Origin of the sequence: Sphingobium sp. AP49 (assembly GCF_000281715.2) — a bacterium.
In the GTDB taxonomy this organism is placed as follows: domain Bacteria; phylum Pseudomonadota; class Alphaproteobacteria; order Sphingomonadales; family Sphingomonadaceae; genus Sphingobium.
The window spans coordinates 1,984,860-2,010,166 of the sequence record NZ_CP124576.1 but is presented as its reverse complement, the minus strand read 5'-3'; the positions used below and the strand labels follow the sequence as shown (position 1 = coordinate 2,010,166).

The following is a 25,307-nucleotide window of genomic DNA, read 5'->3' as shown; positions in this document are numbered from 1 at the left end:
TTGCGCTGCCCTTTCTGTGCCCATGAGGACAGCCAGGTAAAGGACAGCCGGCCGACGGAGGATGGCAATGCCATTCGCCGTCGCCGGCAGTGCGAAGCCTGCGGCGCGCGCTTCACCACCTTCGAGCGCATCCAGTTGCGCGACATCTGGGTGGTGAAGAGCGAGGGCCGCAAGGAAGCGTTCGAGCGCGACAAGCTCGCCCGCTCCATCGGCATCGCCTGCCGCAAGCGGCCGATCGAACCCAGCCGGATCGAGAAGCTGATTTCGGGCATCCAGCGCCAGCTGGAAACCAGCGGCGAAAGCGAGGTGCCGGCCCGTTCGATCGGCGAGATGGTGATGGAAGGGCTCAAACGCCTCGACAGCGTCGCCTATATCCGCTTCGCCAGCGTCTATAAGGATTTCACCGACGCCCGCGACTTCGAGGATTTCGCCAGCACGGTGAAGGAGGTCGGGAGTGAGTAAAATCACTCTCGCCCGTAGGACCAAGGTCCGTTCGGTTCGAGCCTGTCGAGAACCGCGCGCGCAATGAGCTTCTGGGTCTATATCCTGCGCTGCTCCGACGGGAGCTATTATACCGGTCACACCGATGACCTGGAGCGCCGGATAGCCCAGCATCAAAGCGGCGCCATTGCCGGCTACACGCACGACCGACGTCCGGTCGAATTGGTTTTCAGCGAGACATTTCCTGATCGGATTGACGCCCTGGAGCGCGAACATCAGATCAAGGACTGGTCCCGCAAGAAGAAGGAAGCCCTGATAAGGGGAGATTGGAAAGCGGTCTCGGATGCTGCGCGTTCTCGACCACGGGTCTCGGCTTCGCTCGACCCTGGCTCGAACCGAACGGAAGCGGAGGCGGCTCAGCCCCTACTCAGGACGAACGGAAATATGACTGACACCTCCCCCCTCCCTCCCGTCATCGTCCTGGTCCGTCCGCAGCTGGGCGAGAATATTGGCAAGGCGGCGCGCGCAATGCTGAATTTCGGGCTGACCGAGATGCGCCTCGTCAGCCCGCGCGACGGCTGGCCCAATCCCGATGCCGGTCCGGCGGCGGCCGGCGCGGACTTCATCCTGGACAAGGCCCAGGTCTATGAGACGCTGGCCGACGCGGTCGCCGACTGCGCCCATGTCTATGCCACCACCGTGCGCAAGCGCGGCGTCACCAAGCCGGTGGTCACGCCCGAGGAGGCGGCACAGGAAATCCATGCCGCACAGGGCCGCTGCGCCTATGTGTTCGGGCCGGAACGATCGGGGCTGGAGACCGAGGATGTCGCGCTCGCCCGCAAGATCCTGACCGTGCCGATCAACCCGGAATTCGGCTCGCTGAACCTCGCCCAGGCGGTGATCCTGTGCGCCTATGAATGGTCCAAGCAGGCCAATCTGGCGCAGCCGACCGTCACCGAGCTGGGCGAACCCGCGCCGCAGGAGGAACTGGAAGGCATGATCCTGCAGCTCAACACGCTGCTGGAAAAGGTCGGCTATTTCTTCCCGCCCGACCGCGCGCCCGCGACCAAGCTGACGCTACGCAACTTGCTTACCAAGCCGGGCTGGAACCATCTGGAGGTGCGCACGCTCCGCGGCGTGCTGTCCCACCTCAACCGGCCGCGCGAGCGTTAACCCCGAGTACGGTCATATTCGGCCATTTCATAGGCGATCGAGGCTTCGACCAGTTGCTCCCACAAGTCCGCGATCACTTCGCCGGGCGCGCCCAGTCGCTCGGCCTCGGCACGAGCATTGTCGATCACCTGGCGCTTGCGCGCCTCGTCCCGCACGGCGCTGCGATCCGGCTTGATCCGGGCGGCGGCGCGCATATGGGCGAAACGCTGGTCGAGCAGGGCGACGAGCTGGCGGTCGAGGGCGTCGACACCGGCGCGCACCTCGATCATGCTGGTATAGTCTTCGGGCTTCATGGCCGCCGGATTAAGGCCCGCCCCCCGGCCTGTCGAGGCCCCAGTCGCGACAGATGTCCGGGCTTGACATAATATCCGACCTTCTCCATAGGCGCGCCTTCGCGATTGGCCCCGCATCCCGGTGAAGCGGCGGCCCTGTCCCTGAAACATGGAAACAGGCGATGACCGGGAAGCCTTCGCCCTCCGCCATTCGCGGACCCCCGGTTTTCGGATCAGGAGGGCGGATAACGTAGTATGCAGTTGTAAGGAAGTTACCATGACGAAGCGCACCAGCGCCAAGTACAAGCTCGACCGTCGCATGGGCGAGAACATCTGGGGTCGTCCGAAGAGCCCGGTGAACAAGCGCGAATACGGCCCCGGCCAGCACGGTCAGCGCCGCAAGGGCAAGATGTCGGACTACGGCATCCAGCTGCGCGCCAAGCAGAAGCTGAAGGGCTATTACGGCGACATCACCGAAAAGCAGTTCAAGAAGAACTACTTTGAAGCCAGCCGCATGAAGGGCGACACCGGCCAGAACCTGATCGGTCTGCTGGAGCGTCGTCTGGACGCCGTCGTGTACCGCGCCAAGTTCGCGCCGACCATCTTCTCGGCTCGCCAGATCGTCTCGCACGGCCACATCTATGTGAACGGCGTGAAGTGCAACATCGCCTCGCGTCTGGTGAAGCCGGGCGACGAAATCACCCTGGGCAAGAAGGCGCAGGAAATGGCGCTGGTTCTCGAAGCGCAGAGCCTGCCCGAGCGTGACATCCCCGACTATGTCGCCCCCGACGGCGCCACCAAGGTCACCTATATCCGCGTTCCGACGCTGGACGAAGTGCCCTACCCGGTGAAGATGGAACCGAATCTGGTCGTCGAATTCTATTCGCGCTAATCGGTTTACCGAGCAGAGTTACAAGGAAGGGCGGTCCCGCAAGGGACCGCCCTTTTTCTTTGGCTGTACCATCGGACCAAAAAAGGGAGGCCGAAGCCCCCCTTTCCCATTTCACCTACTTCCCCACGGCAAGCAGGAAGTCCGCACTCTGCTGCAACATGTCGGCCCGCACATCACTGTCGTTCAGGCTGTGCGCCAACCCGTCATAAACGACCAGCCGACTATGCTTTCCTGCCCCTTCCAGTTTGGACTGCATGATCCTCGCCTGAGTGATGTCGACATTATTGTCGTCCGTGCCATGGAACATCAGCACAGGCGCCTGGAATTCGGCGGCATGATTGGCCGGCGAGGCCATTGCAGCATCAGACCCCGTACCCAAATAATCCTTATTCTGCAGATAGCTGGCGCTGAACCTGCTCCGTCGGAGCATATCGCTGATGTCCGTGACCGGCGCGATCGCAACAATGGCCTTGAACAATTTCGGGTCCAATGCCTGAGCCTGCAGCGCGGCATAGCCGCCATAGGACCATCCCAGGATCGTCAGCCGTGTCGGGTCGGCGCCCTGTGCCAGCAACCAGTGCCCCGCATCCACGACATCACCGATCGCGGTGCGCCAGGAACGAAAGCCGTTGCCCGCCAGCCAAGCGTCGCCAAACCCGCCCGAACCACGAAATTGCGGCTGGACCACCGCAAATCCGCGCGCGGCATAATATTGCGCCAGCCAGTCGAAACCCCAACTATCCCGCGATTGTGGGCCGCCATGCGGCATGACGATGGCCGGAAGCCCCTTTGCATCGGACTTGCCGGGCGGCAAGGTGAGGTAGGCGGGGATAAGCGTACCATCCTTAGCCTTATATTGGATCGCCTTCATCTCGGCCAACTGGCGACCGGCCAATTCCGGCCGGTCCGGCATCACCGGCGACAATTTGCGGGCGCGCTTGTCATAGAGATAATATTGCCCCGGATCGGTATCCGAGCCGCCCCAGATCAGAAGCCGCTGCCCGTCCACGCTCATGTCGCCGATATGGACCGATTTCCCACCCAGCGCCTTGCCGAGCGCCGTCGCCATCTTGTCCACTTCGGGATCGAAATAGATCGCCTCGCCATATTCGTCGATATAGCTCGCGCCCACGATCCGGCGGTCGCGTCCCACTTGAACGACGCCCGACACATCGACGCGGGGATTGGCATAGATCAGCGTCTTTTCCAGCCCGGCATCCAGCTGAACCGTCATCAGGGCATCGCGACCGTCCTTTTTCTCCAGGCCATAAGCGACATTCTTGTCCGGATCGACGGCGATAGGATAAAATCCCGTATTGGTCGGCCCATCATATAGCGATAGCGTCGACCAGTCGGATTCATTCTGCTTGCGATACAGAAACTTGTACCGACCCGTGAAATAGCCGCTGTCCTTGCGCTCCCACAGCCCCATGACACGCACATTGCCGTGCCCGTCGGTGATATAGGCATAGGCGTTCTTATTGGGCACTTCGACGCGCCGGATCGCACCGGTCCGCGTATCGACCCGATCGACGCCCAATCCGTCGGTCTTTTTCTCGATCAGACTGCCGGCCTTGGCTTCGGGCACATAGGAACGGGCCATCAGCACCGCGCCATCCTCGTTCGGCAGGAAGTCCAGCATCGCACCACCGCGCAGATCGTAGCCCAGCGCGTTTTCGCCGCGCTTCTGGCTCAGGCCCTTCACATTGCCGCCGGCGGAATCGACCGCCACGATGTTGCTGCTGCTATATACATCGTCGCCCAGTCGCTGCGTGCTGAAGATGTTGCAGCTCAATCGCGCCGCGCCGACCCAGTCGCAGTTCGTCAGATATTCCGGCTTGCCACTGCCCGAAAGGATCACCTTGGGTTCTCCCCCTTCCTTGGCATCCAGCGCATAGACCCGGGTCGTGCGGCCCGGACCGGCAGCGACCAGCGCGATCTTCTCGCCATCGGCGGACAGGCTGGCCGAAATCACCGTTTCCCGGGCACCAAAGGCCTTTGCCAGCGCGTCAGGTTCAGCATGCGCCATGGCTGACAGAGACGAAACACCGAGCAGCGCACCCAGACGCGCTGCATTCCACACTTTAGTCATGCTGGAAAAACACTCCCCCAAAATCCCCGAAACCGGTTGCTAGCGGCATCCGTGAAATGTGACAATCGCCCTTTCTTGCCCTGGCCGCGTGGCGGTGGCATCAGGCGCATTCCATAAAGACAAGGGTAACTTCCATGCGTAGCTCCGTCGCGGCGATCGCCGCCGTCCTCGCCCTTTCCGCCCCTGCCCTGACGCCCGTCGTCGCGCTGGCCTCACCTGCCGCCAAGGCGGATACCGCCCCCTCGATCGACACGATGAAGCGGCTGGTGAAGGAGCTGTCGTCCGACGCCTATGAAGGGCGCGCGCCCGGCACCGTGGGCGAGGAAAAGACGCTGGCGCTGCTGACCGCCGAGTTCGAGAAGCTGGGCCTCAAGCCCGGCAACAAGGGCAGCTGGTTCCAGGACGTGCCGCTGGTCGAGATCACCGCCAAGAATGTCTCACCGCTGAACTTCACCGGCGGCAAGGCCCCTGTCACCGCCGCCTATGGCCCGGAAATGGTGATCGGCACCTATCGCACCACCCAGCCCAGGATCGAGGTCAAGGACAGCCCGGTCGTGTTCGTGGGCTATGGCATCAATGCCCCGGAAAAGGGCTGGAACGACTATGCCGGCCTGGATGTGAAGGGCAAGACGGTGCTGATCCTGGTCAATGACCCGGATTATCAGACGCCGGGCCTCACCGGTCCATTCAACGGCCGCGCCATGACCTATTATGGCCGCTGGACCTACAAGTTCGAGGAAGCCGCGCGCCAGGGCGCCGCCGCCGCGATCATCATCCACGACACCGAACCGGCCGCCTATGGCTGGAACGTCGTCCAGTCGAGCTGGACCGGGTCGCAGCATGTCGCCGACAATCCGGGCGGCAATGCCGACCAGTCGGCGGCGATCGGCTGGATCCAGAAGGACAAGGCGGCAGCCCTGTTCGCCGACGCCGGCCTCAACCTCGACCAGCAGATGGCCGCCGCCAAGCAGAAGGGCTTCAAGGCCGTGCCGCTGGGCGCGATCAAGGCCAATGTCTCGTTCGACAATGACCTGCGCAAGCATGCGTCGAAAAATGTCGTCGCCCTGCTGCCGGGCAAGGCCCGACCCGATGAATATGTGCTCTACAGCGCCCATTGGGACCATCTGGGCCATTGCCAGGCGGCGCCCGACGGCGATGATATCTGCAACGGCGCGGTCGACAATGCCACCGGCACCGCCGCGCTGGTCGCCCTGGCCCAGGCCAATGTGAAGGCCGGCCCGTCCGACCGCAGCCAGGTGTTCCTGGCCGTCACCGGCGAGGAATCCGGCCTGCTGGGTTCGGCCTATTATGGCAACAACCCGGTCTTCCCGTTCAGCAAGACCGTCGGCGGCGTCAACATGGACGCGCTGAGCGTCGCGGGCCTCGCCAAGAATGTCGTCGTCATCGGCAAGGGCAAGTCGCAGCTCGACGCCTATCTCGACCGCGCACTGGGTGCGCAAAGCCGCGTCGCGACGCTCGAACCGACCCCGGAAAAGGGCTATTATTACCGCTCCGACCATTTCAGCTTCGCCAAGCACGGCCTGCCGATGCTCTATTTCGAGGGCGGCGAGGATCTGGTGAAGGGCGGCACCGCCGCCGGCATGGCCGCGGCCGAGGATTATACCGAGCATCGCTATCACGGCCCCAAGGACGAATATGATCCCAACTGGGACTGGACCGGCATCGCTGCCGACCTAAAGCTCTATTATGATGTCGGCCGGGCGCTCGCCAACACGACCGACTGGCCCAACTGGGTCGATGGCGACGAATTCCGCGCCATCCGCGACAAGGACCGTGCGGGCAAATAAGCATCGTCAAGGCTGGCGGCGGCGTGGGGATGCCGTCGCCGGCCTTTCATCTTCGGGGCTATAAGGGGGATCATGACCCAGAAATTCGACCGGCGCATGTTGCCGATCACATCGGCCGTGGCCGCGGCCCTGCTCGCCACCGGCTGCTCGCGCAGTCCCGACACCGCCGACAGCGACGTACGCGTCTGCCGCGACACGCAGGGGCGCCGGGTCGAGGATCATAATTGCCGCTCAGGCGGCAGCGGCGCGCATGGCTGGTATTATCTCGGCCGAGGCAGCGCGGTCGCGCGCGTGGGTGAACGGGTGAGCGGCGGATCGATTGCGCCATCCTATGGCCATAGCTACAGCCCTGCTTCCTCCGCCAATGTAACACGCGGCGGGCTTGGCCTGTCGGGGCGCAGCGGCCACAGCTGATGGAACGGATCGCCTGTACGCCGCGTCCGCACTGGCAGGCCCGGGTCGAGCATCTGGGCCTGGTTTGGCATGGCGCCGATGCCCAGCCCTATTGGGACGAAAGCGCCTGTTATCGCTTCAGCCCGGACGAGATCGCGGAAATCGAGCAGGCGAGCACCGAACTCTATCGCCTGTTCCTCGCCGCTGGCCAGCATGTGCTGGACCAGGATCTGCTCGGCAGCTTCGGCATTCCCGATTTCTGTCACCGGGCGATCCGCGAGGCATGGGACGGAGAGCCGGCCGCGCTCAACTATGGCCGGTTCGACCTCGGCTATGACGGCGCCGGTCCGCCCAAATTGTTCGAATTCAACTGCGACACGCCAACCAGCCTGCTGGAAGCATCGGTGATCCAGTGGGACTGGAAGGAGGCCGTCTTTCCCGCCGCCGACCAGTTTAACAGCCTGCACGAACGGCTGGTCGACCGCTGGCGCGCCATCGCGCCACCGCGGGGCACGTCGATGCTGCACCTCACCTATGTCGACGGCAATATGGGCGAGGATGCGGTGACCGTCGCCTATATGGCCGACACGGCGCGCGAAGCGGGGATCGACACCCAGTTGATCCAGACCCAGCAACTGGGCTGGGACCATCAGCGCCGCCGCTTCGTCGATCTCGACAATCGGCCGATCGACGCCCTCTTCCACCTCTATCCCTGGGAATGGATCATCCACGAACCCTTTGGCCGGGAAGTGGTGGAAAGCCTGTCCTCCACCCTGTGGATCGAGCCGATCTGGAAGATGATCTGGAGCAACAAGGCGATATTGCCGATCCTGTGGGATCTGTTCCCCGGCCACCCCAATTTGCTGGAGGCCAGCCGCACGCAGATGATCGCAGACCATGTGGTAAAGCCGCTGCTGTCGCGCGAGGGCGCCAATATCCGCATCGTCCGCGATGGCGAAACGGTTGCCCAGAGCGGCGGCGACTATGGCGAGGAGGGCTTCATCTACCAGCGGCTCTATACCCTGCCCGGCGCAGGCGACCGGCGGCCGGTGCTGGGCAGCTGGGTGGTGGATGGCGACCCGGCCGGCATGGGCATTCGCGAGGATGGCCCGATCACCGGCAATGCCGCGCGCTTCGTGCCGCACATCATCGGCTGAAGGTTCAGCGCGGGTTCAGCGCTTGGGGCTGACCTTGCCCCGTCCCGTAGGAGCAACGCCATGCGCATCCCCCTTGCCCTGCCCAGCCTGTTTCTGATCGCCCTCGCCCTGCCGGCCACGCTCCCCGCGCAAATCGCGCCCAAGGAGAAGCCGACCGCCACGCCCGGCCCGGTCAATGTCCGGGTTGAGCCTCGACCGTCCGGCGACTATGAACTGGACCGGGCGCGCGAAGACATACGCGACGGGCGCAAGAGCGGCGCACTCAGCAAGAAACAGGCGCGCGCGCTCCGCCGCGAGGCCGACCGCGCCGACGCCCAGGCCGATCGCAGCGCCCGCGATGGCCTCAGCTATTCAGAGCAGCGCGAAATCGACATGCAAGGCCGCGCCCTCCAGAGCCTGACCGAAGCCCAGCGCAGCCATCCGGGCGGAAAACGGCCGTAGGGCTTGGATGGGTGGGGAGCGGACAGTCGGATTTCAGCGTTCCCAAGTTCTTAAATGTGTTACTGCTTCATCATAAAGAGCAGCCAGATGCTCTACCCTGTTGTCCGTCATATGCACTGTGAGGGCCAGATCATGATATGGCAGAACTGACGCACACAAACCCTTCCTGACCGCACTGGAGGATTGAGTGCATCGAACCACGACAGTTGCGCCTGAAATCTCTCCGCCTGATAGGCGATATTGCCAGAATACAGCGTCGCCTGTTTTGGCGAAGCGTGCATCACGCCAAAGAAACGGTTTTGATGAGCAAAGCCCTGAATTAACATCGGCCTGAGTGCCCTCCGCTCTGCGGCACACTTCCTTTTTGCTGGCCACATGTATCAATATGCGATCCGGAAGCGCAGCCTGCGGATTTAACGTGAAAGAAAATCCATCACTCCCGCTCGGAGACGGTAGAAAGAATGGTCTATCACTGTCTTTCACATTGTTGGCGTCGGGCACCTTAAAGGTATGCCCTTCCACCTTCCTTGTGACCGGACCAGAACAAGACACCAACAGCGCTGATGCCAAAGACATAGCGAAGAGGGAGTAAGAGCCGATGGTCTGCATTGGGGGACGATAGAAACTCCGTCTAAGGTCTGCAAATGGTCGAAGACGGTCGTCTCTAATTGAGGAGAAACTTCGTGGCGTCCCGACAAAGGCCGGGTTCCCACCATTTCCCACCCATGTCCAGACAAGTGTCTATGGCAATCTCTCCTTTGAGGAACCAACCAGCCGCGAAGCCAACGATTAAAGCCAAGGCAATGGGCAGAACGCGTTTCCACATCGTCTTACGCTACAGCCATTTTGAATGGCAGCAAACAGGGTAGAGCGGAGCGTGCTTATAAGGCAATTTCTGGTCGCAACCTGCCCCCTCACTGCCCCGCCGGGGCATAGGTCCAGTTCTGGGCGTTGCTGCCGTCCATCATCGCTGTTTCGGCCATCAGCAGCCGGCCTTCGCGCCAGTAACGGATGCGCTGGGGATAATCATGGTCGGGATTGGCGAAGCTGATGTCGCGCACGCCCTGTTCCAGCACGGGGAAGACCGTTTCCTTGCCGCCCTCCGGCGCCGCATGCAGCGTCAGCGTTCCGTCCGCCGCGCGCACGATCCGCATCACCTCCCAGCTTTGCAGGCTTTCGCCCCGCCCGCTGCGCCCCATGCCGATCATCACCCCGCCGCGCGGCAGCGACCAGAGTTCCTCGGTCCAGCGATCGCCCCGTTCCTGCTGCCATTCGCCGGTCAGCCATTCGGGCAGGTCGGCCGCCTGCGCCAGCGGAGCCCCGCCCAGCAACAGCGCCGCCAGCATGATCGATACGCTCTTCTTCACCCGCTACACCCTCTGTCCAGACCCGCGACCCTGCGCTATGGAGCGCGCAACATCTCTCCCGCTATCTCGGACCGGCCAGCGCGCCGGGCAAGGACAAATCTATGACTTTTCGCATGCCTGCCGAATGGGCGCCGCACGACTGGACCTGGATCGGCTTCCCGACCAACCCGGACGAATGGCCCGGCGCCTTTGACGGCGCCCGCCGCCAGATCACCGATTTCGCGAGCGCGCTCCATGCCGATGGCAAGGGCGAAGATGTGCGTCTGGTCGTCGCCAATGAGGCGGATGCCGACGCTGCGCGTGCGCTGGTCGCGCCGGGCGTCACCATCGCCGTCCACAGGCTGGGCGACGTATGGCTGCGCGACACCGCGCCGATCGCCGTGCTGAACGGCGTGACCGGTGCCGGGGAACATGGGCGCGCATTGGTCGATTTCGGTTTCAACGGCTGGGGCGGCAAATATCAGATGCCCGGTGACGAGGATATCGGCGCGCGTCTGGCCGCGACCACCGGCATGGCGACCTCCACCCAGAATTGGGTGTTCGAGGGCGGCGCGATCGACACCGACGGCACCGGCCTGTTCGTGACGACCGAACAGTGCCTGCTCAACCCCAATCGCAACCCGGACCTCGATCGCGGCAAGATCGAGACGCTGCTGGCCGGCGCGCTCGGCCTGTCCGACATGCTGTGGCTGGGCGATGGCCTGCTCAACGACCATACGGACGGCCATGTCGACAATCTCGCCCGCTTCGTCGCGCCGGGCAAGCTGGCGCTGCCGATCGCGACGACCCCGGATGATCCCAATAGCGCCATCTATGCCGACGCCCGAGCCCGCGCCAAGGCGCATGGCGTGGAGGTGGTCGACATCCCCTCGCCCGGCCTGGTGCTGGTGGATGGCGAAGCGATCCCGGCCAGCTACATGAATTTCTATGTCGGTAATGCCGCCGTGATCGTGCCCATCTATGGCCAGCCCAATGACCAGGCGGCGCTCGACGCCTTTGCCCCCTTCTTCCTGGGGCGTCAGATCATCGGCCTACGCAGCGATGCGATCCTGTCGGGCGGCGGCAGCTTCCATTGCTGCAGCCAGCAAATGCCCTCGCTGGTCTAAGAGTCTGTTTGGAAAATGCGCGGAAGATCGCATTTTCGATGCGGCACCGGCCTTCAAACGAGGCACGTGACTCGTTTGAAGGCCGGTGCGGATGCGCCATAGGCGCATTTCCAAACAGGCTCTAAGGGTTTCCCCGGTTTGTGCCGCCGGGCGGACGGGCGCAGGGTGCGGGCCTGCCGGGCGGGAGTCGCCCGGATGGCAGGAGGATGCTCATGACCCGCACGCCCCTTTATCTCGTCGCGATCGGCCTGGCGCTTGGCAGCGCGGCCGCCGTCGCACAATTGCCAGGCCTCGGCTCATCCGTGCCCGGCCTGCCCAGCCTGGGCGGCATGGGGGCGGGCAATGCCGCAGGCGTGCTGAGCTATTGCGTCAAGAACAAGCTGGTCAACGCGACCAGCGGCGAGGCCGTGCTGGGCCAGTTGACCAAGAAGCCCGGCGTCAAGGACTCGGACGGCTTCAAGGTCGGCCAGGGTGGGACGATCAAGACCGACAAGAACAGCCTGTCGCTCGACAATCTGACCGGCCAGGCCAAAACCAAGATGTGCGACGCGGTGCTCAAACAGTCCAAGTCGCTGCTATAGGTAGCGCGACGGTCACATAGTGCCTATATCGCGCGGCGAACCCATCATGGAGTGATGAATGACCCGCGTGACCGTCGCCGCGCTGCAACTCGCCTTTTCGGACGACATGGCCGACAATATCGCCCTGGTCGCCGATCATGTGACCAAGGCGGCGGTGCGCGGCGCGAAGATCATCCTGCCGCCCGAGCTGTTCGAGGGCTATTATTTCTGCCGGAACGAAGATGAGGCGCTGTTCGACCGTGCCCTGCCGACCGACAGCCATCCGGCCGTGCAGGAAATGCGCAAGCTGGCCAAGGATCTGGGCGTCTATATCCCGACCAGCTATTTCGAGCGCGACGGCCATCATTATTACAATTCGCTGGCCATGATCGACGATCAGGGCGAGATCATGGGCGTCTATCGCAAGAGCCACATCCCCGATGGGCCGGGCTATGAGGAAAAATATTATTTCCGCCCCGGCAATAGCGGCTTCAAGGTGTGGCCGACCAAATATGGCACGGTGGGGGTCGGCATCTGCTGGGATCAATGGTATCCCGAAACCGCCCGCTGCATGGCGCTGATGGGCGCGGACATGCTGTTCTACCCCACCGCGATCGGCTCCGAACCCTATGATGCGGAGCTGGATACCAGCCGCATGTGGCGCCGCGCGATGATCGGCCATGCGGTCAGCAACTGCATGCCGGTGATCGCCGCCAACCGCATCGGCGAGGAAGAGGGCCAGACATTCTACGGCCACAGCTTCATCAGCGACGAATGGGGCGATTATCTGGCCGAGGCCGATGCCCGCGACAGCGGCGCGCTGGTCGCCACGCTGGACCTTGCCAAGGCAAAGATCCACCGCGCCGGCATGGGCTTCTTCCGCGATCGTCGCCCCGAGCTTTACGGCCGCATCGCGCAGGATATCTGATGGCGCCCGCCGCCCGGACCCGGATCGGCTGATGCCGTCGATCCTGGTCTATATCGCCGCCGCCCTGACCGAGATCGCCGGCTGCTTCGCCTTCTGGGCGTGGCTGCGCATGGACAAGTCGATGCTGTGGCTGATCCCGGGCACGGCTTCGCTGCTGCTCTTCGCCTGGCTGCTGACCCTGGTCGACGCAGCCGCCGCCGGCCGCGCCTATGCAGCCTATGGCGGCGTCTATATCAGTTCGGCCCTGCTCTGGCTCTGGCTGGTGGAGGGCGTGCGGCCGGACCGCTGGGACCTGGCCGGCGTGGCGCTCAGCCTGGTCGGCGCCGGCGTCATCCTGTTCGGCCCGCACCGGGCCTAGTTCGGCAGCGTCAGCCCGGCCAGTTCCACCGCCCGCGCAAACACCGCCTCGAACATCTCCGCCGTCAGCCGGTTGGTATTCTGGTTGTAGCGCGAACAATGATAGCTATCGATCAGCATCCGCCCGTCGGGCATGCGATGCTCCGCGCCATGGGCGAAGCGCGCCTTGGGCAGCTTGCCGCCAAGCACCTTCACCGCCGACTGATGGGCGATCTCGCCCAGCGCCACGAAGGTCCGCGCGCGCGGCAGTTGCGCCACGCCATCAGCCAGGAAAGGCCGGCACGCATGCACCTCGGCCGGCACCGGTTTGTTCTGCGGCGGCAGGCAGCGGACCGAATTGATGATGATCGCGTCGCGCAGTTCCAGCCCGTCATCGACCCGCGCCTCATAGGTGCCTTCAGCCAGGCCGAATTTCTTGAGCGTCGCGAAGAACAGGTCGCCCGCGACATCGCCGGTGAAGGGCCGCCCGGTGCGGTTCGCGCCCTGCTTGCCCGGCGCCAGGCCGATGATGCCGATCCGCGCCATCGGATCGCCAAAGGCGGGCACCGGCGCGTTCCACCAGTCGGGATGTTCCGTCCGGCATTCCGCGCGCAGCGCGACCAGGCGCGGGCAGAGCGGACAGTCGCGGGGCGGTTCGCTAGACGCGAGGGGGCTTTGCAGGATCATGGCGCTCAGATAGGCGCTGCACCATGCCGGACACAAGCCGCCACCTCTATGCACTCTCGATCGGATCGAACCGGCCGCTCTCGGCCCGGCTGACGCCGCCGCGCCTGCTGGCCGAGGCGGTGCGCCAGATCGGTGCGCTGGGCACGGTGCGCGCGCTGTCCCCGACGATCGAGACGCCGCCGATCGGCCCCTCGCGCCGGCGCTTCGCCAATGCCGCGCTGCTGGTCGACAGCGCCCTGCCCCCGCCGGCGATGCTGGCCGCACTGCAGGGAATCGAGACCGGCCTCGGCCGCCGCCGCTTCCAGCGCTGGGGCGCGCGCCGGCTCGACATCGACATCATCCTCTGGTCGGGCGGCCGCTGGCGCAGCCGCGACCTCTCCATCCCCCATCCCGCCTTCGCCCAGCGCGACTTCGTCCTGCGCCCGTTGCTCGCCATCGCGGGCGACTGGAAATGCCCGCGTTCGGGGCATAGCATCCGCCACCTGCACGCGCTTTTGCGAAAAGCGGCGCATCATCGTACCGCAAGAGGTTGACCCGCCGCCCGCCCGTCACTAGTGGGGGCGGTCTCGACAGGGGGTCCATAGCTCAGTCGGTAGAGCAACTGACTTTTAATCAGTAGGTCGCTGGTTCGAACCCAGCTGGACTCACCATTCGAACCCTTGTTTTACTTGGGTTTTCTGGCGCGCTCCGCGAATCATTCCGACAGGTTTTCCGACCGTCATTCCGACAAAATCGGGATGTTCACGGCCTGTTCTTGCGTCCCAAACGGCCGGCCGTCGCCCCAGTTCGGCACCCATTTCGTGAGTCGTGTGGCGTTGGTGATCGCGAATTTCCCGCGCGCCAAAGGGTGGAGCGGAGCGCCTTCCGGCGTCACGCCAAGGCACATCGCCTCATGTTCCTGCTGGATCGGTGGATAGTGCCAGAGGAACGCTTGTAGCGCCCGCCGCACCAGATCAGGATGGCGGCGAAAGCCATCGGGTCCGCATGCAACCACGCGGATCGATGCTGCCCGGCCGGCCCGCTCCACCGCCAGGCCATTCACGCGCTGCCAGTGCTCACGCTTCTGCCACCACTCTTCCCCACCGCCCGCCAGCATCTTCCACAGGTCGGCCGGATCGGTCGCGATCAGCGGGCACCAGTTGACCAGCCAGACAGATCCGCAGCCGTGCGTGTGGGCGAAGTGGATAGTCCGCTTGGCCGTCGGATCGAACGGGCTGCCATCGCCACCCGCGATCGAAGGGTTGTTCATCAGGAATGCGGCGGCCGGCATATCCTCATCCCAGACATAGCGCAGCCACAGCCGAGCCCGGCCGACCAATCCGAATTCGACCTCCATGCGGATGTCGGACGCGCGGCGCGATCGGCTGGCCGAATAGGTCGCGAGGCATGCCTATGCCTCCCGCGCTTCGGAGAGATCGGCGGCCTGATATTCACCGCACCATTCGCCCTTCGCGGTCATCGGCCACAGCGATACATCACCAGTTTCTTCGCTCCATGTGGCGATCCCTTGGTAATGGTCCTTCCGGAAAGTCCGGCTCTCGACGACTACGGCCACGGTCGGCGGATAGCGGTGGCAAGCGAAAATACCGCGCTTCCTGGCGCTTTCATTGCCGATGAACCGGCATGACGCGCATGATTGCCCGACCATCACCTCGCCCTCCGCGGCATAGAGGCTTCGCAGTGGAAGCAATTATTTGGCCCGCTCTCCATGCTGGTATCCACCTGATGCCGGCCGTCCGGCGATGATGGGCATTCTGCAATCGGTAGCGCAGATCCGGTTGGCTTGGCTGCCTGCTTTGCCCTGATCTTCTCCACAATGTGCGGCAGGTTGATCCGCGCCAGTTCGGTTTCGCCAGCGTCATGCATGTCCTCGCCCGCTGCCAGACACAGGGCTGCCAACGTCACCATCACGCCGCCAACTTCCTGTCGGCGCTCGCCAACCGGGCGAGCAAACACATAATCGACCAGCGCGTGGGCGCGATCGGCGGAGAATTCCGGCATGGTCTGCGCGAGCTCCAATGCCTCCTCGACAAACCGGTCGGCGCGCTCCAGCATGTCAGCTGCGATCGCTGCGTCAAAACATTCAAGCATCCAAGGATGCACACGCTGCTGGAATGAGACTGTCTCTCGGTGAGACTGCATGACCGATATAGCCGCCCATGCTTTATCGGTATCAGTCGCAGCTTGGCGGATCGCAATTTCCACTCGCTGGCATAACGTCATCTCCGTCACCGATCATCCTCCTTATCCCGCGAGCCCGGCCGGCTGGCTTTGCCACCCTCCCGCTCGCCCAGTTGGTCGATATGCTCGCGCCGCTTGAGCGCGATCCGGCGCCCCTTCTCGGCGGTCGCCTTGTTGTAGGTGCGCGTCTGCGCGAGCGTCTTGTGGCCGGAGATCGGCCGCACATCCGCCTCGCCGCTGTCGCCGATCTCGGTGATGCCGCCGTGCCTGAAGCCGGTGAAGGTCATCTCCCTAGGCAGGCCCGCCTTGTCGCAGATCTTGCGATGGACCTTGGCCATCCAGCCCGGCTCATACGGCTGGCCCGTCGTCTCCATCAAGATGATCTGCCCTACCGGGCGCCCGAAGCGGTCGCGCTCCGCCACCTTCATCGACAGCTGCAGTTCGCGCTCCAGCTCGGGATATAGCTGCACCGTCTCGCCATCGATGTCGTCGGTCAGTTCCAGCCACACCGGGTTGCCGGTCTTCCGCTGCGTCAGCGCGATCGCGACAGCCGGCTTGTAGATCGACCATTGCAGTCCGGCCGGCTTGACCTTGCCCTTCTGGTCCTTCTCATCTTCGCCCCAGAAACCGAACACCTGGCTGACGCGCTGGCACCCCTCGAAACAGATCGCCGCGGCCGTGGCCATGCTCTGCCAGCCCATCTCCCGCGCGGTCTGGCGGTAAAGGTCATACTCGGCGCGCGTCGTCTCCCGCGTCTCGCCGGCGGCGATACTCTTTATGCCCATGCCCGCGAAGGGGTTGTCCTTCACGCCCGTGGTGCGCTTGTGCCGCGCCGCCCAGCGCCAGACCAGGCGCGACACCTGCATCGCATAGGATGCCTCGCGCTCGCCCTTTGTCTCGCGCAGCTTCTTGTAGAGCGCGTCGGCGGATTCCCCGTCCATCGCGGCGGCCAGGCGCCCGCCGAGCGGCCCGAACTTGCTCGGGAACTCGCACAGCATGTCCATCAGCCGGCGATAATCCTTCTGCGTCTTGGGCTTGTTGCGGGTGTAGCGCTCCTGTCCACGGTACCACTGGAACAGCCATGCGATGGTGCCGGGCTTCAGTTCCTTGCCCACGGCGCCCTTGCGCCACTGGGCCAGCGCCTCGTTCAACGCCTCCGCCTTTTCCACCGCCAGATTATGATCGGTGCCCAGCGCGGTCGACACGACCGGGCACGGCTTCTCATGCCGCACGGCCGGCACCGATCGGCCGGTACGAGGATCCTTCGTCGGCCGGGCCCAGGCGGGCAGTTCCCAATAATAGGCATGGCCGCCCTTCACCGCGACGCGGCGAGTATAAGAGGGCAGCTTGACGATCGTCTTTGCCATCAGAATACGATGCCCCCGCCGACGGTGTCGCCGAACAGTTCATTGAGCGCGGCGTCCAGGTCGCTCTGGAGCGCAATCATCTGCCCGCGCGGCCCGCGCGGCCGGAAGCGCACGCGCCCCTCCTTCTCCCAATCACGCATCTGCTGCTCGCTGACGCCGGTATAGGCGAGCGCCAGCGCCCGGTTCATGCCGGCTGGCCAGTCGGGCAGCTTTTCAAGCGCCAGGCCCATCAGTTCGCCTCCTTCTGCATGGCCGCGCGCAGTTCGATGCCGAGCGGCGTGAGTTGCACCCAGCCGTCGCGTCGGCGCGCGAAGGCGGACGGCCCATTCGTGTCGGGGTTGGTCGCGACATATCCGCGACGCCAGAGCGCCCAGGCCGACACCAGCCCGTCGCCGCGGATATGCTGGCGCGGGATGTAGCGCGCCCATCCGTCGGCAAGCGGCAATTCCAGAGCGCGCAACAGGCGCTTCTGTGGTGGCGTGAGGCGAGGGATGATCATCGTGCATCCTCATCGGTGACGAGGGCGGCGCGCACAGCCAGCCCCATCGTATTGTTCCAATACATGCCTGGCAGAAACCCGCCCGGTCCTTCGCGATGGCCCAGCTTGCGGCGCTCCAGCGCCTTGGCGACGGCATAATCTGCGCCGGTACGCAGCTCGATGCCGACGCCCGCGCGGCCGGTCAGATCGTCAGGCTCGCTCTCGATGAGCATGGCGCGCTGGCGCGGGGTAAGGCTGGGCCAAGTCAATCCGGCCTCCCGATCATCTCATTGTGGACCGCGCAGATGGCGCTGATCGCGCCCATGTCCGCCTCTCCGACAATTCCAACCAATATAACTGGGCGCTTGGCTTCGTGCTGCGCCTCCCCCGGCCATAAGGAGCGCCACAGATGAGCTTCGCCATTTCGATCACCGGTGAGCCGGGGGTTCAGACAAATCTTGTCGACATATGCACCCAGCGCCAACGCCGCATTTTCAACGCTGCGCCCTCTCTTTACCTGACACCGGAAACATCTTTCATCGACAGTTATGGGGGTAAGCTGCGGGGTTGGAATGACTTCTGCGGACAGGGCCGCTTCGACCCCGACAGCGTGCAGCCCAACGTCATTGACGAAGGCGCCGGTCTGTCCTCGATCGAGTTCACCGGTGTTGCGGGCCAGGCGCTGATCGACCTCGCCAATATCGACCGCCTGCCGCTCAGCGGGACGCCGGGTGCGATCGTCTACCTGATCCGCCATGCGAACGGCGCGGGCAATTTCGGCGGTGCGGTCCTCGGGAACCGGGCTGCTGCAGGGCTGGCCGTGGGGCCGACCTCGATCCTCTACACCGATGGCACGGGTGGCACACCCAGCTTCTTCTCGCAATATTCAACGCCGAACAAGGATCTCTTCTCTACCGCCTCGGCGGTCGATACCACCTTCCACCTCGTCATCATGACCTGGCTCGGCTCCGGCCCCGGCGCTCGCGTCATCCAGGACGGCACCGGCCAGATCGTGGCGAGCAACACGCTCGACTTCGCCGATGTGGCGAACGTGCGGAAGATCCTGATCGGGGATTGCTCGCAGCCGGGCGTGTTCCCGCTCAAGGGCCGTCTCGCGGGGCTGGCGATCTTCCCGAAATATCTGGTCGATCCGGCGAACGCCTCCCTGCTCGCGGACATCAACGCAGAGTTCGGGGCCTATCGCACGTCGCTGAATAGCTGAACGGAGGGGCAAGATGGTAACGATCAACCCTCACAATATCGGCTCCCTGACGGCATCATTCACGATGCCGCCGCTCGGGTCGCCTGGCATCACTCCTCTCTTGACGGCCAACGGCAAGGTGCTGTTGTGGTCGGACGGTGACCGCATCCAGGGCGGCAATCTGGCCGACAAAGATTATGTCGATGATGCGGTTGCGGGTGCTTCGGGGCGCTATCTGGGCAACTGGAACGCCAGCACGAACAGCCCGGCGATCACGGTCGGCGTTGGTAATGGCGGGGACACCTATACCGTATCGGTTGCAGGCACTCAGAGCATCACCGGCAGCCCAATTGCGTTCGCTGTGGGCGATCAGGTGCGGTTTTCATCGGTCACCAATAGCTGGTCGCGCGTGCCGAATGTCCAGGCGGTCACGTCGGTCAACGATCAGACCGGTTCTGTCGTCATCGAGCCGGTGCCCGACCTCACTCTGAGCGTAAACGGGAATCTCTATGTCGCAGCGTTCGGCGATGATCTGAACTTCAACGGATCGCGCCCGGCCGGCATCTACGTGTCGTCGGATGATGGCAAGACCTGGCGCATCCTGACCGAATTCAATTTCGACGTAGACGGCACCGTATACAAGCTGGGCGACCCTTCGCTCTACTATAAGGACGGCTGGTTCTATTGCGCCTTCACCAATTCGAAGGTGAACGAATGGGACACTCTCGTTGGCCGATCGCGCACCCTTCTCCCCAACGATTGGGAGATGGTGAAGTGCAAGCTCGGCTCGACCCTGGTAAAGACGAGTGGCGCCGCCGCGCCTGGCTGGACCTATTCGTTCGCGGATGGGCCGCGCATCTGGGCGCCCGAGTGGTTTGAGGACACAGACGGGAAGCTTTACCTCTTCACATCGATCAGTTGCGCGATGACGGGTGAGAGCCTGACCGGCGCCAATCCCGAACTGTTCCGCACCTTCGTCTCGGAATGCACCTCGCTGGAGGATATGACCTTCACAGCTCCGGTCGAGCTGCGGATGAATGGGCGCAAAGGTGTGTCGGAAGTGCTGAACACCGAAGGCATGATCGACGCATCCGTCATCCGCCATCCCGATGGTCGCTACATCATGGTGATCAAGCACGATTACGACATGACGTTGAACACATATTCGGCGACGAGCCTGACCGGCAACTTCTCGCTGATCGCGTCCAACATTATGCCGATCGCGCACTATCCCGGCCGCCTCGACCATACCGAAGCGCCATGCATCGTTCCCTTCTACCGGGATGGTGACTTGTTGTGGTTCATCCTGGGCGATCGCAATCAGACCGACAACACATATCGCAACGAGACGACCGACTTCCTGTTCTATACCGATCCGGTTTCGATCGAGGCGGACAGCTTCACACGGCATGGCACGGTAATCAATCTGGGCCTGCTACCGGAAGCCGAATATCTCGCAGCCGCCGGCAAAGTGGCTAGGCTGAACGCGTTCGCTGCGGTGCGCCAGATCGCCGGCATCACGGCGCAATATGATCTGGTCGACCATCCCGGCTATCCGAACATTCCTAAGCTAAAAGTCCAAAACGGTACGCTATATTTTGCCAGCAACACGACCATTTTGGGCGGCGGTAGTGTTGCAAAGGAGATCGTGATCAGCGGCATTGATGGTGACGCTGATATCCCCGAAGGGGCATGCTGGTGGCTTCAAGTTAACTACAGCAACTATTATGCGAACGGCGAGCCGGTTCGGATCAAATTCCCGGCCGGCTGCACGAACCTCTATGACAATGCGCAGACGACTTGGTTCGGGCAGCATGTCGGGACCGGCAGCGCGCTGATCAAGTTCGTCAAATATAACGGGTCATGGAAGGTTGAGAGCGTCGGCGGCGCTGATGTTGGCAACGGTCGTTCGGGAGTCCGTCTTGATCTAGGTTCAATCACGGATGCGCCTAATATCAACGCAGCAGTCGATCCCGATACCGAGCGACTGAGGTTCTGGCCGATCTCCAATGCCGTCTATGTGACGCGGGAATCATCGGCCTATGATGCGCCGATCGTGATCAATTCGCTTCCGACAGACTACCCCCCTGGCAAGAGCTTCTTTTTCCAGTGCCTCGCCACCAGCGACCCGCGCGGGAAAATAACGCTTAAGGCAGGCGCGCACGCAGCGTGGCCTGCTGATGTGACGATCGGAAGCGAGAGCGTCGGCCGTCTGATCGAGGTGCGTTTTCAGGACGGCAAGTGGGCACTTGTGGGCCGCGGATATGGCGGCGACTTCCTGCCGACGGTAAAAGGCGAGCGCCTCGGCGGCCCAGCGCGCCCGTGGGGGCGACTTTACGCGCAGGACATGGTGCGCCTCAATGCAGCCGCCGGAACTGCACGTAGCTTGAGCATCCAAACTGATGATGTGACCGTTTGGGAGCTTGTCTTCACCACTACCGATGATCTGGAGCTTCGGCGCTATGTCAGCGGAGCCTTGGCTGGAACCCCGATCAGAATCGCGCGAACCACAGGTATTATTCGCCTCTACGACCTGCCTGTTTTTGCGGACAACACGGCAGCAGCAGCGCATCCGACCAATGGCTTGTATCGGACGTCGACCGGCCAAATGATGGTCAAATATTGAGCCATGCACACACAACAGGGAGCAGCGATATGCTGAGCCATGTGATCGACGCGGCGGGTAGCGTCGTCGCCAAAGCGATTGCCGATGGGCCGGTCACGGCCGTCCCACCCAGCTTCGACAATGGCGCTTCGCTCTACCTCTTCAACCTGTTCGTCATGACGGCCACGACCTTTCTTGGCACGATGATGGTAGGCAAGCAGGCCAGCCGGATCTGGGGCCAGCGCTACTGGGATCATCCGCTTGATCCGGTTACGCTCTACCGAGCTATCACCCTGCTTGCCGGCGTCGGCATCACCCTGCGATGCGGCGCGGAGGCGATGTTCCTATGGGGCTGGAATCCGGCCGATGTCGTGACATCCGCCCGGGTCAGCATGGCCAAGCGGTGGATAGACCCGATCGCGGTGGGGTGCGGCTTGATGTGGATGGCGATCGTGGTCCTTGGGGAGCCGGGGATCGAGCACCAGTTGAGAAAGGCTCCCCTCCCCGTCGACATGTGGTCCCGCTGGCCTGTTCTGGTCCGCGCCCTCGCCGTCATCATTTTGAGCTTTGTGGCCGCCCTGGCCGCCGTATGTCTGCGGTGAGATTGGGTGCGGCGCTGGGGGCCGCCGCAATGACCTCGATAGTTTCGCGTGAACCAGTCGTCTGGTGGATTTTCGGCGAGCCTTTTCATGCCGGCCCCACCGTCGTCTGCATCTGTGCCGTCATCATCACCCGCGTGATTATCGGCCTCCAGGCTAAGGGCAAGGCGCAGTGGGCGCTGGATATCGCGATCACCGCACTCTGCCTGCTCGTCGCCACCCTATGGGTGCAGGCGCAGGAGTTGGAACTGCTGGCCGCCGGGATTACCGGCATAGGCGTGGGCAGCCTGGGGGCGGGCATTATCGGCCTCGCGAAGAGTGTTGCTGGCGCAAAGGTTCGCGCTGGCATCAGCGCATTTTGGGACGCCTTCAGCGGACCGACAACGCCGCGCTAAGCGGTCAATCCAACAGGAGCATCTATGGACACGAAACCGGTGCAAAACCGGCTGCAGGCGGCTGGCCATTATTCCGGCAAGATCGACGGCGACTTCGGGCCGCTGAGCTATGGCGGCCTTTTCTCCTACACCGGCGGCGCGGCCAGCGTTCTTACCCGCGATCTGGGCAAGGTCGCCGCCGAAATATTCCCGCGCTATGCCATCGTCACCCCGCTGCGCCTGGCACACGCGCTGGCCCGATGGGCGGTCGAGACGCGCGGGTTTCGTGTCATGGAAGAGGATCTGAACTATTCGGCAAAGCGCATTGTCCAGGTCTGGACCAGCAGGTTCCCGACGATCGCGGCGGCGCAGCCCTATGCCGGCAAGCCGCAGGCTCTGGCCAACAAGGTCTATGGCGGCCGATATGGCAATGACAACGTCAATGACGGCTGGCTCCATCGTGGGCGTGGTCCGACCCAGCTGACCTTCGAAGACAATTACCGTGAAGCCAAAGCGCTGACCGGCATCGATGTCGTCACGAAGCCGGATCTGGTGTCCGAGCCTCACACCGGGCTCCTGGTCGCCTGCGCCTACTGGGGCGCTCGGAAGATCAATGCCGTCGCCGATCGCGATGACGTCGTGGCGGTGTGTCGGCTGGTCCAGGGCGGCACCGGGGCGCTGGCCGAACAGAAGGCCTATCTCGCCAAGCTTAAGAAGGTGCTGATCTGATGGGTGCCCTATCTCCGATCCTGCGCGGCGCCGAGGATGGAGGCCTGCTGTTCTTCTGTCCTGGCTGTCGCGCGGTCCACGGCGTGAAAGTGGGCGACGGACCGGGATTGCGATGGGGTTACAATGGGAATCCCGACGCGCCGACGTTCACCCCATCGGTGCTGGTTACGACCGGCCGCGCCGTCGACCCAAATTTCAAGCCTGAGCCTGGCGATCCGCCGGAGGTCTGCCATTCATTCGTGACGGCCGGGAAAATCCAGTTCCTGACCGACAGCACGCACGGGCTTGCCGGGCAGACCGTCGACTTGCCGGCGTTCAAATGGGGAGATGATTGATGGGACTGGGCAAGATCGCGCGCGGGCTGGGGAAAGTCGGGCTGGCATTCGAGGCGCTAGGGTATGTCGTCACGGCATCGAAGGGCCTCAGGACGACAGTATGGCGGCGCTCGAACTCAAGCGGCGATAGCGGTGATTTCCACCAGTCCCCGGACGCAGATAGCGCCCGGGATAACCACAGCTGCCGCGATCTTACCCTTTCAGCACCTTCTCAGGCACGTATCGCAGATACGCTGAATCCGTCGCGATCTTCGGATAATGATCGAAGCAGCCAATGAATGCGGCTGGTGTGAAGTTTCCATAGGAGCGCCGCACTCTCGATAGAAATTCACTGCGGAGCGGGGATCCGAGGCGCGCGTTGATCCATTTCAGCAAATCGAGCTTGAAGCGGCAGAATTGATGGAAATACTTGCCGGAAAGATCCGGATTTGACCGGAGCAAATCCTCAACGTCGGCCAGCGCGCGAAAAGCATCAAATCGCCGCTCATCAAAAATATTGGTGATCTGCTGCCGCCCCTCAAATACGCGATGAGATATAAGCGTTTTATTGTAGAGGGTGACCTTCGATGACATCATATATAGATGCCAATGGGCATAAATATCATTGTTTACTTTTGTTGACGAAAAATACAATCCAGTATCCCGAGCAAAACTTGATCTGACAAGCTTATTCCAAGGATAGTTAACCGTCAGAAGAAGGTTGCTATGCTTTGCTACCGTCACATCCATATGTTCCGCGGATTTGATAATCCCATCCCATATTTCGATGTCGCCCTTGAGCATGCCTTTATATGACCCTGTTTCAGATGTCATATAATTATATTTGAAACAAATAAGATCAGCACTGGTCTTGTCGATAATTTTAACGATATCGTCGAGAGCATTATCAACAAGGATATCATCAGCATCCAGGAAATACAGATATTCCCCGGTAGCTATCTTCATGCCGACATTTCGCGCAACGCCAGCACCCAAATTGCCATGGTTCTTTACTACGGTGATCCCAGGATACTGCTTCGCGTAGGAGCACGCGATATCGAATGTGCCGTCTGTCGAAAAATCATCGACCACGATAATTTCTACATCGATGGAATTTTTCAGCACCGACTGGATAGTCGCGCCTATATAATCCTCGACGTTATATGAAGGAACAATAACGCTTACTTTTGGCATAACACCCTCGATCCTTAATGGAGCGCTCATTTACCGCGCATCCAGAAAATGCTTTGCATACACCGAGCACAGCGCTTTCCAGTCCAGTCCATGCGCCGGACGAAACACCGCGAGTGTCTCGGCAGACCTGACTTCATCGACAAAGGGCAGGACAGCATGATAATGCTCCCTCGGCCAAAAATCGTGGATGACTAAAACTGACGCTTCGGGACAGTGCATCAACGCGGCCAGAAGGGTGGCAACCCTGAATCGTCCATCGATAAATATCATGTCGGGCCGGATCTGGATCCTATCCCAAATATGCACATGATAGTTTGGCCACTTAATCGCGTCAGCGTCCGATACCGGGAAACCCCATTCCCCCGTTTCCCCAATATCCACGTGAAATTTGGTGGCCGGGGCACCGATCAGCTCCTGCGCTCCAGCAACCTTTTCAAGCCAGGCACCATCCGTTTCAACAGTCGAGATACTTTTGATTCCCGGGCACATGGCCGCCAGCAAAGTGCTGCCGCCGCACCCGAATTCCAAGTAGTTCGAAGCCCGCCCAAGGCACTCCCATAAGAGGGCGGCCTCGGCCGGTTCCATGCGCGGCGCCAGCGTGAGACTTTCTGG

The 25,307-nt window shown here is 62.6% G+C and carries 32 protein-coding genes and 1 tRNA gene; 19 read left to right on the top strand and 14 right to left on the bottom strand.

What is annotated here, in order from left to right:
* Together nrdR and PMI04_RS09835 are read left to right on the top strand one after the other, a co-directional pair.
* Nucleotides 1–462, top strand: a complete 462-nt coding sequence (gene nrdR, locus PMI04_RS09840; protein ID WP_007708427.1) for a transcriptional regulator NrdR — start codon at nucleotides 1–3, stop codon at nucleotides 460–462.
* A gap of 63 nt (nucleotides 463–525) precedes the next feature.
* Nucleotides 526–1,614, top strand: a complete 1,089-nt coding sequence (locus tag PMI04_RS09835; protein ID WP_007708426.1) for a TrmJ/YjtD family RNA methyltransferase — start codon at nucleotides 526–528, stop codon at nucleotides 1,612–1,614.
* Here the strand turns inward: PMI04_RS09835 and PMI04_RS09830 are convergent.
* Entirely contained in the window at nucleotides 1,611–1,907 is a 297-nt protein-coding gene (locus tag PMI04_RS09830; protein ID WP_007708424.1) for a chorismate mutase, read from the bottom strand. The two genes, PMI04_RS09835 and PMI04_RS09830, sit on opposite strands and share 4 nt — an antisense overlap.
* 256 nt (nucleotides 1,908–2,163) lie before the next feature.
* On the opposite strand from PMI04_RS09830, the gene rpsD reads away from it, so the two are divergent.
* A complete protein-coding gene (rpsD, locus tag PMI04_RS09825) occupies nucleotides 2,164–2,778 on the top strand; it encodes a 30S ribosomal protein S4 (protein WP_007708422.1) in 615 nt (204 codons plus the stop codon).
* A gap of 115 nt (nucleotides 2,779–2,893) precedes the next feature.
* On the opposite strand, the gene PMI04_RS09820 is transcribed toward rpsD, so the two are convergent.
* Nucleotides 2,894–4,870: an alpha/beta fold hydrolase gene (locus PMI04_RS09820; protein ID WP_007708420.1), complete on the bottom strand. Its 1,977-nt coding sequence runs from the start codon at nucleotides 4,868–4,870 to the stop codon at nucleotides 2,894–2,896.
* A 134-nt stretch (nucleotides 4,871–5,004) separates the two neighbouring features.
* Here PMI04_RS09820 and PMI04_RS09815 point away from each other — a divergent pair, with 134 nt between their 5' ends.
* From PMI04_RS09815 to PMI04_RS09800, 4 genes are all read left to right on the top strand, one after another.
* Nucleotides 5,005–6,678, top strand: a complete 1,674-nt coding sequence (locus tag PMI04_RS09815) for a M28 family peptidase (RefSeq protein ID WP_007708418.1) — start codon at nucleotides 5,005–5,007, stop codon at nucleotides 6,676–6,678.
* Nucleotides 6,679–6,750: 72 nt separating this feature from the next.
* Nucleotides 6,751–7,092 (top strand): hypothetical protein, encoded by a 342-nt coding sequence (locus tag PMI04_RS09810; protein WP_007708416.1) that lies wholly within the window; start codon nucleotides 6,751–6,753, stop codon nucleotides 7,090–7,092.
* Entirely contained in the window at nucleotides 7,092–8,228 is a 1,137-nt protein-coding gene (locus tag PMI04_RS09805; protein WP_007708414.1) for a glutathionylspermidine synthase family protein, read from the top strand. The genes PMI04_RS09810 and PMI04_RS09805 overlap by 1 nt, the downstream gene beginning before the upstream one ends.
* A gap of 60 nt (nucleotides 8,229–8,288) precedes the next feature.
* Nucleotides 8,289–8,669, top strand: coding sequence for a hypothetical protein (locus PMI04_RS09800; protein WP_007708411.1), 381 nt, complete (start codon nucleotides 8,289–8,291; stop codon nucleotides 8,667–8,669).
* Between the two features lie 33 nt (nucleotides 8,670–8,702).
* Here the strand turns inward: PMI04_RS09800 and PMI04_RS09795 are convergent, their stop codons facing one another.
* Complete coding sequence (locus tag PMI04_RS09795; RefSeq protein ID WP_157178103.1) at nucleotides 8,703–9,278, bottom strand: hypothetical protein; 576 nt, start codon at nucleotides 9,276–9,278, stop codon at nucleotides 8,703–8,705.
* 305 nt (nucleotides 9,279–9,583) lie between these two features.
* Complete coding sequence (locus PMI04_RS09790; RefSeq protein ID WP_007708396.1) at nucleotides 9,584–10,036, bottom strand: DUF6265 family protein; 453 nt, start codon at nucleotides 10,034–10,036, stop codon at nucleotides 9,584–9,586.
* Nucleotides 10,037–10,137: 101 nt separating this feature from the next.
* On the opposite strand from PMI04_RS09790, the gene PMI04_RS09785 reads away from it, so the two are divergent.
* The 4 genes from PMI04_RS09785 to PMI04_RS09770 all read left to right on the top strand — a co-directional run bounded on the left by PMI04_RS09785 (nucleotide 10,138) and on the right by PMI04_RS09770 (nucleotide 12,988).
* Nucleotides 10,138–11,142 (top strand): agmatine deiminase family protein, encoded by a 1,005-nt coding sequence (locus PMI04_RS09785; RefSeq protein WP_007708394.1) that lies wholly within the window; start codon nucleotides 10,138–10,140, stop codon nucleotides 11,140–11,142.
* Between the two features lie 212 nt (nucleotides 11,143–11,354).
* Nucleotides 11,355–11,723, top strand: coding sequence for a DUF2501 domain-containing protein (locus PMI04_RS09780; protein ID WP_007708392.1), 369 nt, complete (start codon nucleotides 11,355–11,357; stop codon nucleotides 11,721–11,723).
* Between the two features lie 58 nt (nucleotides 11,724–11,781).
* Nucleotides 11,782–12,630 carry an N-carbamoylputrescine amidase gene (aguB, locus tag PMI04_RS09775; RefSeq protein WP_007708390.1) on the top strand — a complete coding sequence of 283 codons (849 nt, stop codon included), beginning with the start codon at nucleotides 11,782–11,784 and terminating at the stop codon, nucleotides 12,628–12,630.
* Between the two features lie 31 nt (nucleotides 12,631–12,661).
* Complete coding sequence (locus PMI04_RS09770; RefSeq protein WP_007708387.1) at nucleotides 12,662–12,988, top strand: YnfA family protein; 327 nt, start codon at nucleotides 12,662–12,664, stop codon at nucleotides 12,986–12,988.
* Here the strand turns inward: PMI04_RS09770 and PMI04_RS09765 are convergent.
* Nucleotides 12,985–13,653 carry a uracil-DNA glycosylase gene (locus PMI04_RS09765; protein ID WP_007708385.1) on the bottom strand — a complete coding sequence of 223 codons (669 nt, stop codon included), beginning with the start codon at nucleotides 13,651–13,653 and terminating at the stop codon, nucleotides 12,985–12,987. The two genes, PMI04_RS09770 and PMI04_RS09765, sit on opposite strands and share 4 nt — an antisense overlap.
* Before the next feature lie 23 nt (nucleotides 13,654–13,676).
* Between PMI04_RS09765 and folK the strand changes: the two genes are divergently transcribed.
* Together folK and PMI04_RS09755 are read left to right on the top strand one after the other, a co-directional pair.
* Entirely contained in the window at nucleotides 13,677–14,186 is a 510-nt protein-coding gene (folK, locus tag PMI04_RS09760; RefSeq protein ID WP_007708383.1) for a 2-amino-4-hydroxy-6-hydroxymethyldihydropteridine diphosphokinase, read from the top strand.
* 41 nt (nucleotides 14,187–14,227) lie between these two features.
* A tRNA-Lys gene (locus tag PMI04_RS09755) sits at nucleotides 14,228–14,303 on the top strand.
* Nucleotides 14,304–14,371: 68 nt separating this feature from the next.
* Here the strand turns inward: PMI04_RS09755 and PMI04_RS09750 are convergent.
* From PMI04_RS09750 to PMI04_RS09720, 7 genes are read right to left on the bottom strand one after another with little or no spacing between them, the layout of a single operon-like run.
* A complete protein-coding gene (locus PMI04_RS09750; RefSeq protein WP_007708380.1) occupies nucleotides 14,372–14,989 on the bottom strand; it encodes a DUF1643 domain-containing protein in 618 nt (205 codons plus the stop codon).
* 54 nt (nucleotides 14,990–15,043) lie between these two features.
* Nucleotides 15,044–15,304: a hypothetical protein gene (locus PMI04_RS09745; protein ID WP_157178102.1), complete on the bottom strand. Its 261-nt coding sequence runs from the start codon at nucleotides 15,302–15,304 to the stop codon at nucleotides 15,044–15,046.
* The gene (locus PMI04_RS09740; protein ID WP_007708378.1) at nucleotides 15,301–15,885 is read right to left on the bottom strand and encodes a hypothetical protein; all 585 of its coding nucleotides are present in this window, start codon (nucleotides 15,883–15,885) and stop codon (nucleotides 15,301–15,303) included. The genes PMI04_RS09745 and PMI04_RS09740 overlap by 4 nt, the downstream gene beginning before the upstream one ends.
* Entirely contained in the window at nucleotides 15,882–17,201 is a 1,320-nt protein-coding gene (locus tag PMI04_RS09735) for a hypothetical protein (RefSeq protein ID WP_007708377.1), read from the bottom strand. Before PMI04_RS09735 ends, PMI04_RS09740 begins: the two co-directional genes overlap by 4 nt.
* A complete protein-coding gene (locus PMI04_RS09730; RefSeq protein WP_007708376.1) occupies nucleotides 17,201–17,431 on the bottom strand; it encodes a hypothetical protein in 231 nt (76 codons plus the stop codon). Before PMI04_RS09730 ends, PMI04_RS09735 begins: the two co-directional genes overlap by 1 nt.
* Nucleotides 17,431–17,700 carry a hypothetical protein gene (locus PMI04_RS09725; RefSeq protein ID WP_007708375.1) on the bottom strand — a complete coding sequence of 90 codons (270 nt, stop codon included), beginning with the start codon at nucleotides 17,698–17,700 and terminating at the stop codon, nucleotides 17,431–17,433. The genes PMI04_RS09730 and PMI04_RS09725 overlap by 1 nt, the downstream gene beginning before the upstream one ends.
* The gene (locus tag PMI04_RS09720; RefSeq protein WP_007708374.1) at nucleotides 17,697–17,948 is read right to left on the bottom strand and encodes a hypothetical protein; all 252 of its coding nucleotides are present in this window, start codon (nucleotides 17,946–17,948) and stop codon (nucleotides 17,697–17,699) included. Before PMI04_RS09720 ends, PMI04_RS09725 begins: the two co-directional genes overlap by 4 nt.
* Nucleotides 17,949–18,088: 140 nt before the next feature.
* On the opposite strand from PMI04_RS09720, the gene PMI04_RS09715 reads away from it, so the two are divergent.
* From PMI04_RS09715 to PMI04_RS09690, 6 genes are read left to right on the top strand one after another with little or no spacing between them, the layout of a single operon-like run.
* The gene (locus PMI04_RS09715) at nucleotides 18,089–18,901 is read left to right on the top strand and encodes a hypothetical protein (RefSeq protein ID WP_007708373.1); all 813 of its coding nucleotides are present in this window, start codon (nucleotides 18,089–18,091) and stop codon (nucleotides 18,899–18,901) included.
* 13 nt (nucleotides 18,902–18,914) lie between these two features.
* Nucleotides 18,915–21,506, top strand: a complete 2,592-nt coding sequence (locus PMI04_RS09710; RefSeq protein ID WP_007708372.1) for a hypothetical protein — start codon at nucleotides 18,915–18,917, stop codon at nucleotides 21,504–21,506.
* 29 nt (nucleotides 21,507–21,535) lie between these two features.
* Nucleotides 21,536–22,087 carry a hypothetical protein gene (locus PMI04_RS09705; RefSeq protein WP_007708371.1) on the top strand — a complete coding sequence of 184 codons (552 nt, stop codon included), beginning with the start codon at nucleotides 21,536–21,538 and terminating at the stop codon, nucleotides 22,085–22,087.
* Nucleotides 22,088–22,089: 2 nt separating this feature from the next.
* Nucleotides 22,090–22,479, top strand: coding sequence for a hypothetical protein (locus PMI04_RS09700; RefSeq protein ID WP_238535898.1), 390 nt, complete (start codon nucleotides 22,090–22,092; stop codon nucleotides 22,477–22,479).
* 24 nt (nucleotides 22,480–22,503) lie between these two features.
* Complete coding sequence (locus PMI04_RS09695) at nucleotides 22,504–23,187, top strand: glycoside hydrolase family 19 protein (protein ID WP_007708369.1); 684 nt, start codon at nucleotides 22,504–22,506, stop codon at nucleotides 23,185–23,187.
* Complete coding sequence (locus PMI04_RS09690) at nucleotides 23,187–23,522, top strand: DUF6527 family protein (protein ID WP_007708368.1); 336 nt, start codon at nucleotides 23,187–23,189, stop codon at nucleotides 23,520–23,522. Before PMI04_RS09695 ends, PMI04_RS09690 begins: the two co-directional genes overlap by 1 nt.
* Before the next feature lie 192 nt (nucleotides 23,523–23,714).
* Here PMI04_RS09690 and PMI04_RS09685 read toward each other — a convergent pair whose 3' ends face one another.
* Nucleotides 23,715–24,725, bottom strand: a complete 1,011-nt coding sequence (locus PMI04_RS09685; protein ID WP_037486015.1) for a glycosyltransferase family 2 protein — start codon at nucleotides 24,723–24,725, stop codon at nucleotides 23,715–23,717.
* Nucleotides 24,726–25,280: a hypothetical protein gene (locus tag PMI04_RS09680; RefSeq protein WP_157178101.1), complete on the bottom strand. Its 555-nt coding sequence runs from the start codon at nucleotides 25,278–25,280 to the stop codon at nucleotides 24,726–24,728.
* Between the last annotated feature and the right edge of the window lie 27 nt (nucleotides 25,281–25,307).

Bases quoted from the DNA above. Each gene is read 5' to 3' on its own strand.
- PMI04_RS09725 (WP_007708375.1), bottom strand. From the start codon at position 17,700: ATGATCATCCCTCGCCTCACGCCACCACAGAAGCGCCTGTTGCGCGCT.
- PMI04_RS09715 (WP_007708373.1), top strand. From the start codon at position 18,089: ATGAGCTTCGCCATTTCGATCACCGGTGAGCCGGGGGTTCAGACAAAT.
- PMI04_RS09800 (WP_007708411.1), top strand. From the start codon at position 8,289: ATGCGCATCCCCCTTGCCCTGCCCAGCCTGTTTCTGATCGCCCTCGCC.
- PMI04_RS09815 (WP_007708418.1), top strand. From the start codon at position 5,005: ATGCGTAGCTCCGTCGCGGCGATCGCCGCCGTCCTCGCCCTTTCCGCC.
- PMI04_RS09785 (WP_007708394.1), top strand. From the start codon at position 10,138: ATGACTTTTCGCATGCCTGCCGAATGGGCGCCGCACGACTGGACCTGG.
- PMI04_RS09805 (WP_007708414.1), top strand. From the start codon at position 7,092: ATGGAACGGATCGCCTGTACGCCGCGTCCGCACTGGCAGGCCCGGGTC.
- PMI04_RS09735 (WP_007708377.1), bottom strand. From the start codon at position 17,201: ATGGCAAAGACGATCGTCAAGCTGCCCTCTTATACTCGCCGCGTCGCG.
- PMI04_RS09770 (WP_007708387.1), top strand. From the start codon at position 12,662: ATGCCGTCGATCCTGGTCTATATCGCCGCCGCCCTGACCGAGATCGCC.
- PMI04_RS09730 (WP_007708376.1), bottom strand. From the start codon at position 17,431: ATGGGCCTGGCGCTTGAAAAGCTGCCCGACTGGCCAGCCGGCATGAAC.
- PMI04_RS09795 (WP_157178103.1), bottom strand. From the start codon at position 9,278: ATGCAGACCATCGGCTCTTACTCCCTCTTCGCTATGTCTTTGGCATCA.
- PMI04_RS09750 (WP_007708380.1), bottom strand. From the start codon at position 14,989: ATGGAGGTCGAATTCGGATTGGTCGGCCGGGCTCGGCTGTGGCTGCGC.
- PMI04_RS09680 (WP_157178101.1), bottom strand. From the start codon at position 25,280: ATGGAACCGGCCGAGGCCGCCCTCTTATGGGAGTGCCTTGGGCGGGCT.
- PMI04_RS09685 (WP_037486015.1), bottom strand. From the start codon at position 24,725: ATGAGCGCTCCATTAAGGATCGAGGGTGTTATGCCAAAAGTAAGCGTT.
- PMI04_RS09835 (WP_007708426.1), top strand. From the start codon at position 526: ATGAGCTTCTGGGTCTATATCCTGCGCTGCTCCGACGGGAGCTATTAT.
- PMI04_RS09780 (WP_007708392.1), top strand. From the start codon at position 11,355: ATGACCCGCACGCCCCTTTATCTCGTCGCGATCGGCCTGGCGCTTGGC.
- PMI04_RS09830 (WP_007708424.1), bottom strand. From the start codon at position 1,907: ATGAAGCCCGAAGACTATACCAGCATGATCGAGGTGCGCGCCGGTGTC.
- PMI04_RS09710 (WP_007708372.1), top strand. From the start codon at position 18,915: ATGGTAACGATCAACCCTCACAATATCGGCTCCCTGACGGCATCATTC.
- PMI04_RS09705 (WP_007708371.1), top strand. From the start codon at position 21,536: ATGCTGAGCCATGTGATCGACGCGGCGGGTAGCGTCGTCGCCAAAGCG.
- aguB (WP_007708390.1), top strand. From the start codon at position 11,782: ATGACCCGCGTGACCGTCGCCGCGCTGCAACTCGCCTTTTCGGACGAC.
- PMI04_RS09690 (WP_007708368.1), top strand. From the start codon at position 23,187: ATGGGTGCCCTATCTCCGATCCTGCGCGGCGCCGAGGATGGAGGCCTG.
- PMI04_RS09695 (WP_007708369.1), top strand. From the start codon at position 22,504: ATGGACACGAAACCGGTGCAAAACCGGCTGCAGGCGGCTGGCCATTAT.
- folK (WP_007708383.1), top strand. From the start codon at position 13,677: ATGCCGGACACAAGCCGCCACCTCTATGCACTCTCGATCGGATCGAAC.
- PMI04_RS09810 (WP_007708416.1), top strand. From the start codon at position 6,751: ATGACCCAGAAATTCGACCGGCGCATGTTGCCGATCACATCGGCCGTG.
- PMI04_RS09820 (WP_007708420.1), bottom strand. From the start codon at position 4,870: ATGACTAAAGTGTGGAATGCAGCGCGTCTGGGTGCGCTGCTCGGTGTT.
- PMI04_RS09765 (WP_007708385.1), bottom strand. From the start codon at position 13,653: ATGATCCTGCAAAGCCCCCTCGCGTCTAGCGAACCGCCCCGCGACTGT.
- rpsD (WP_007708422.1), top strand. From the start codon at position 2,164: ATGACGAAGCGCACCAGCGCCAAGTACAAGCTCGACCGTCGCATGGGC.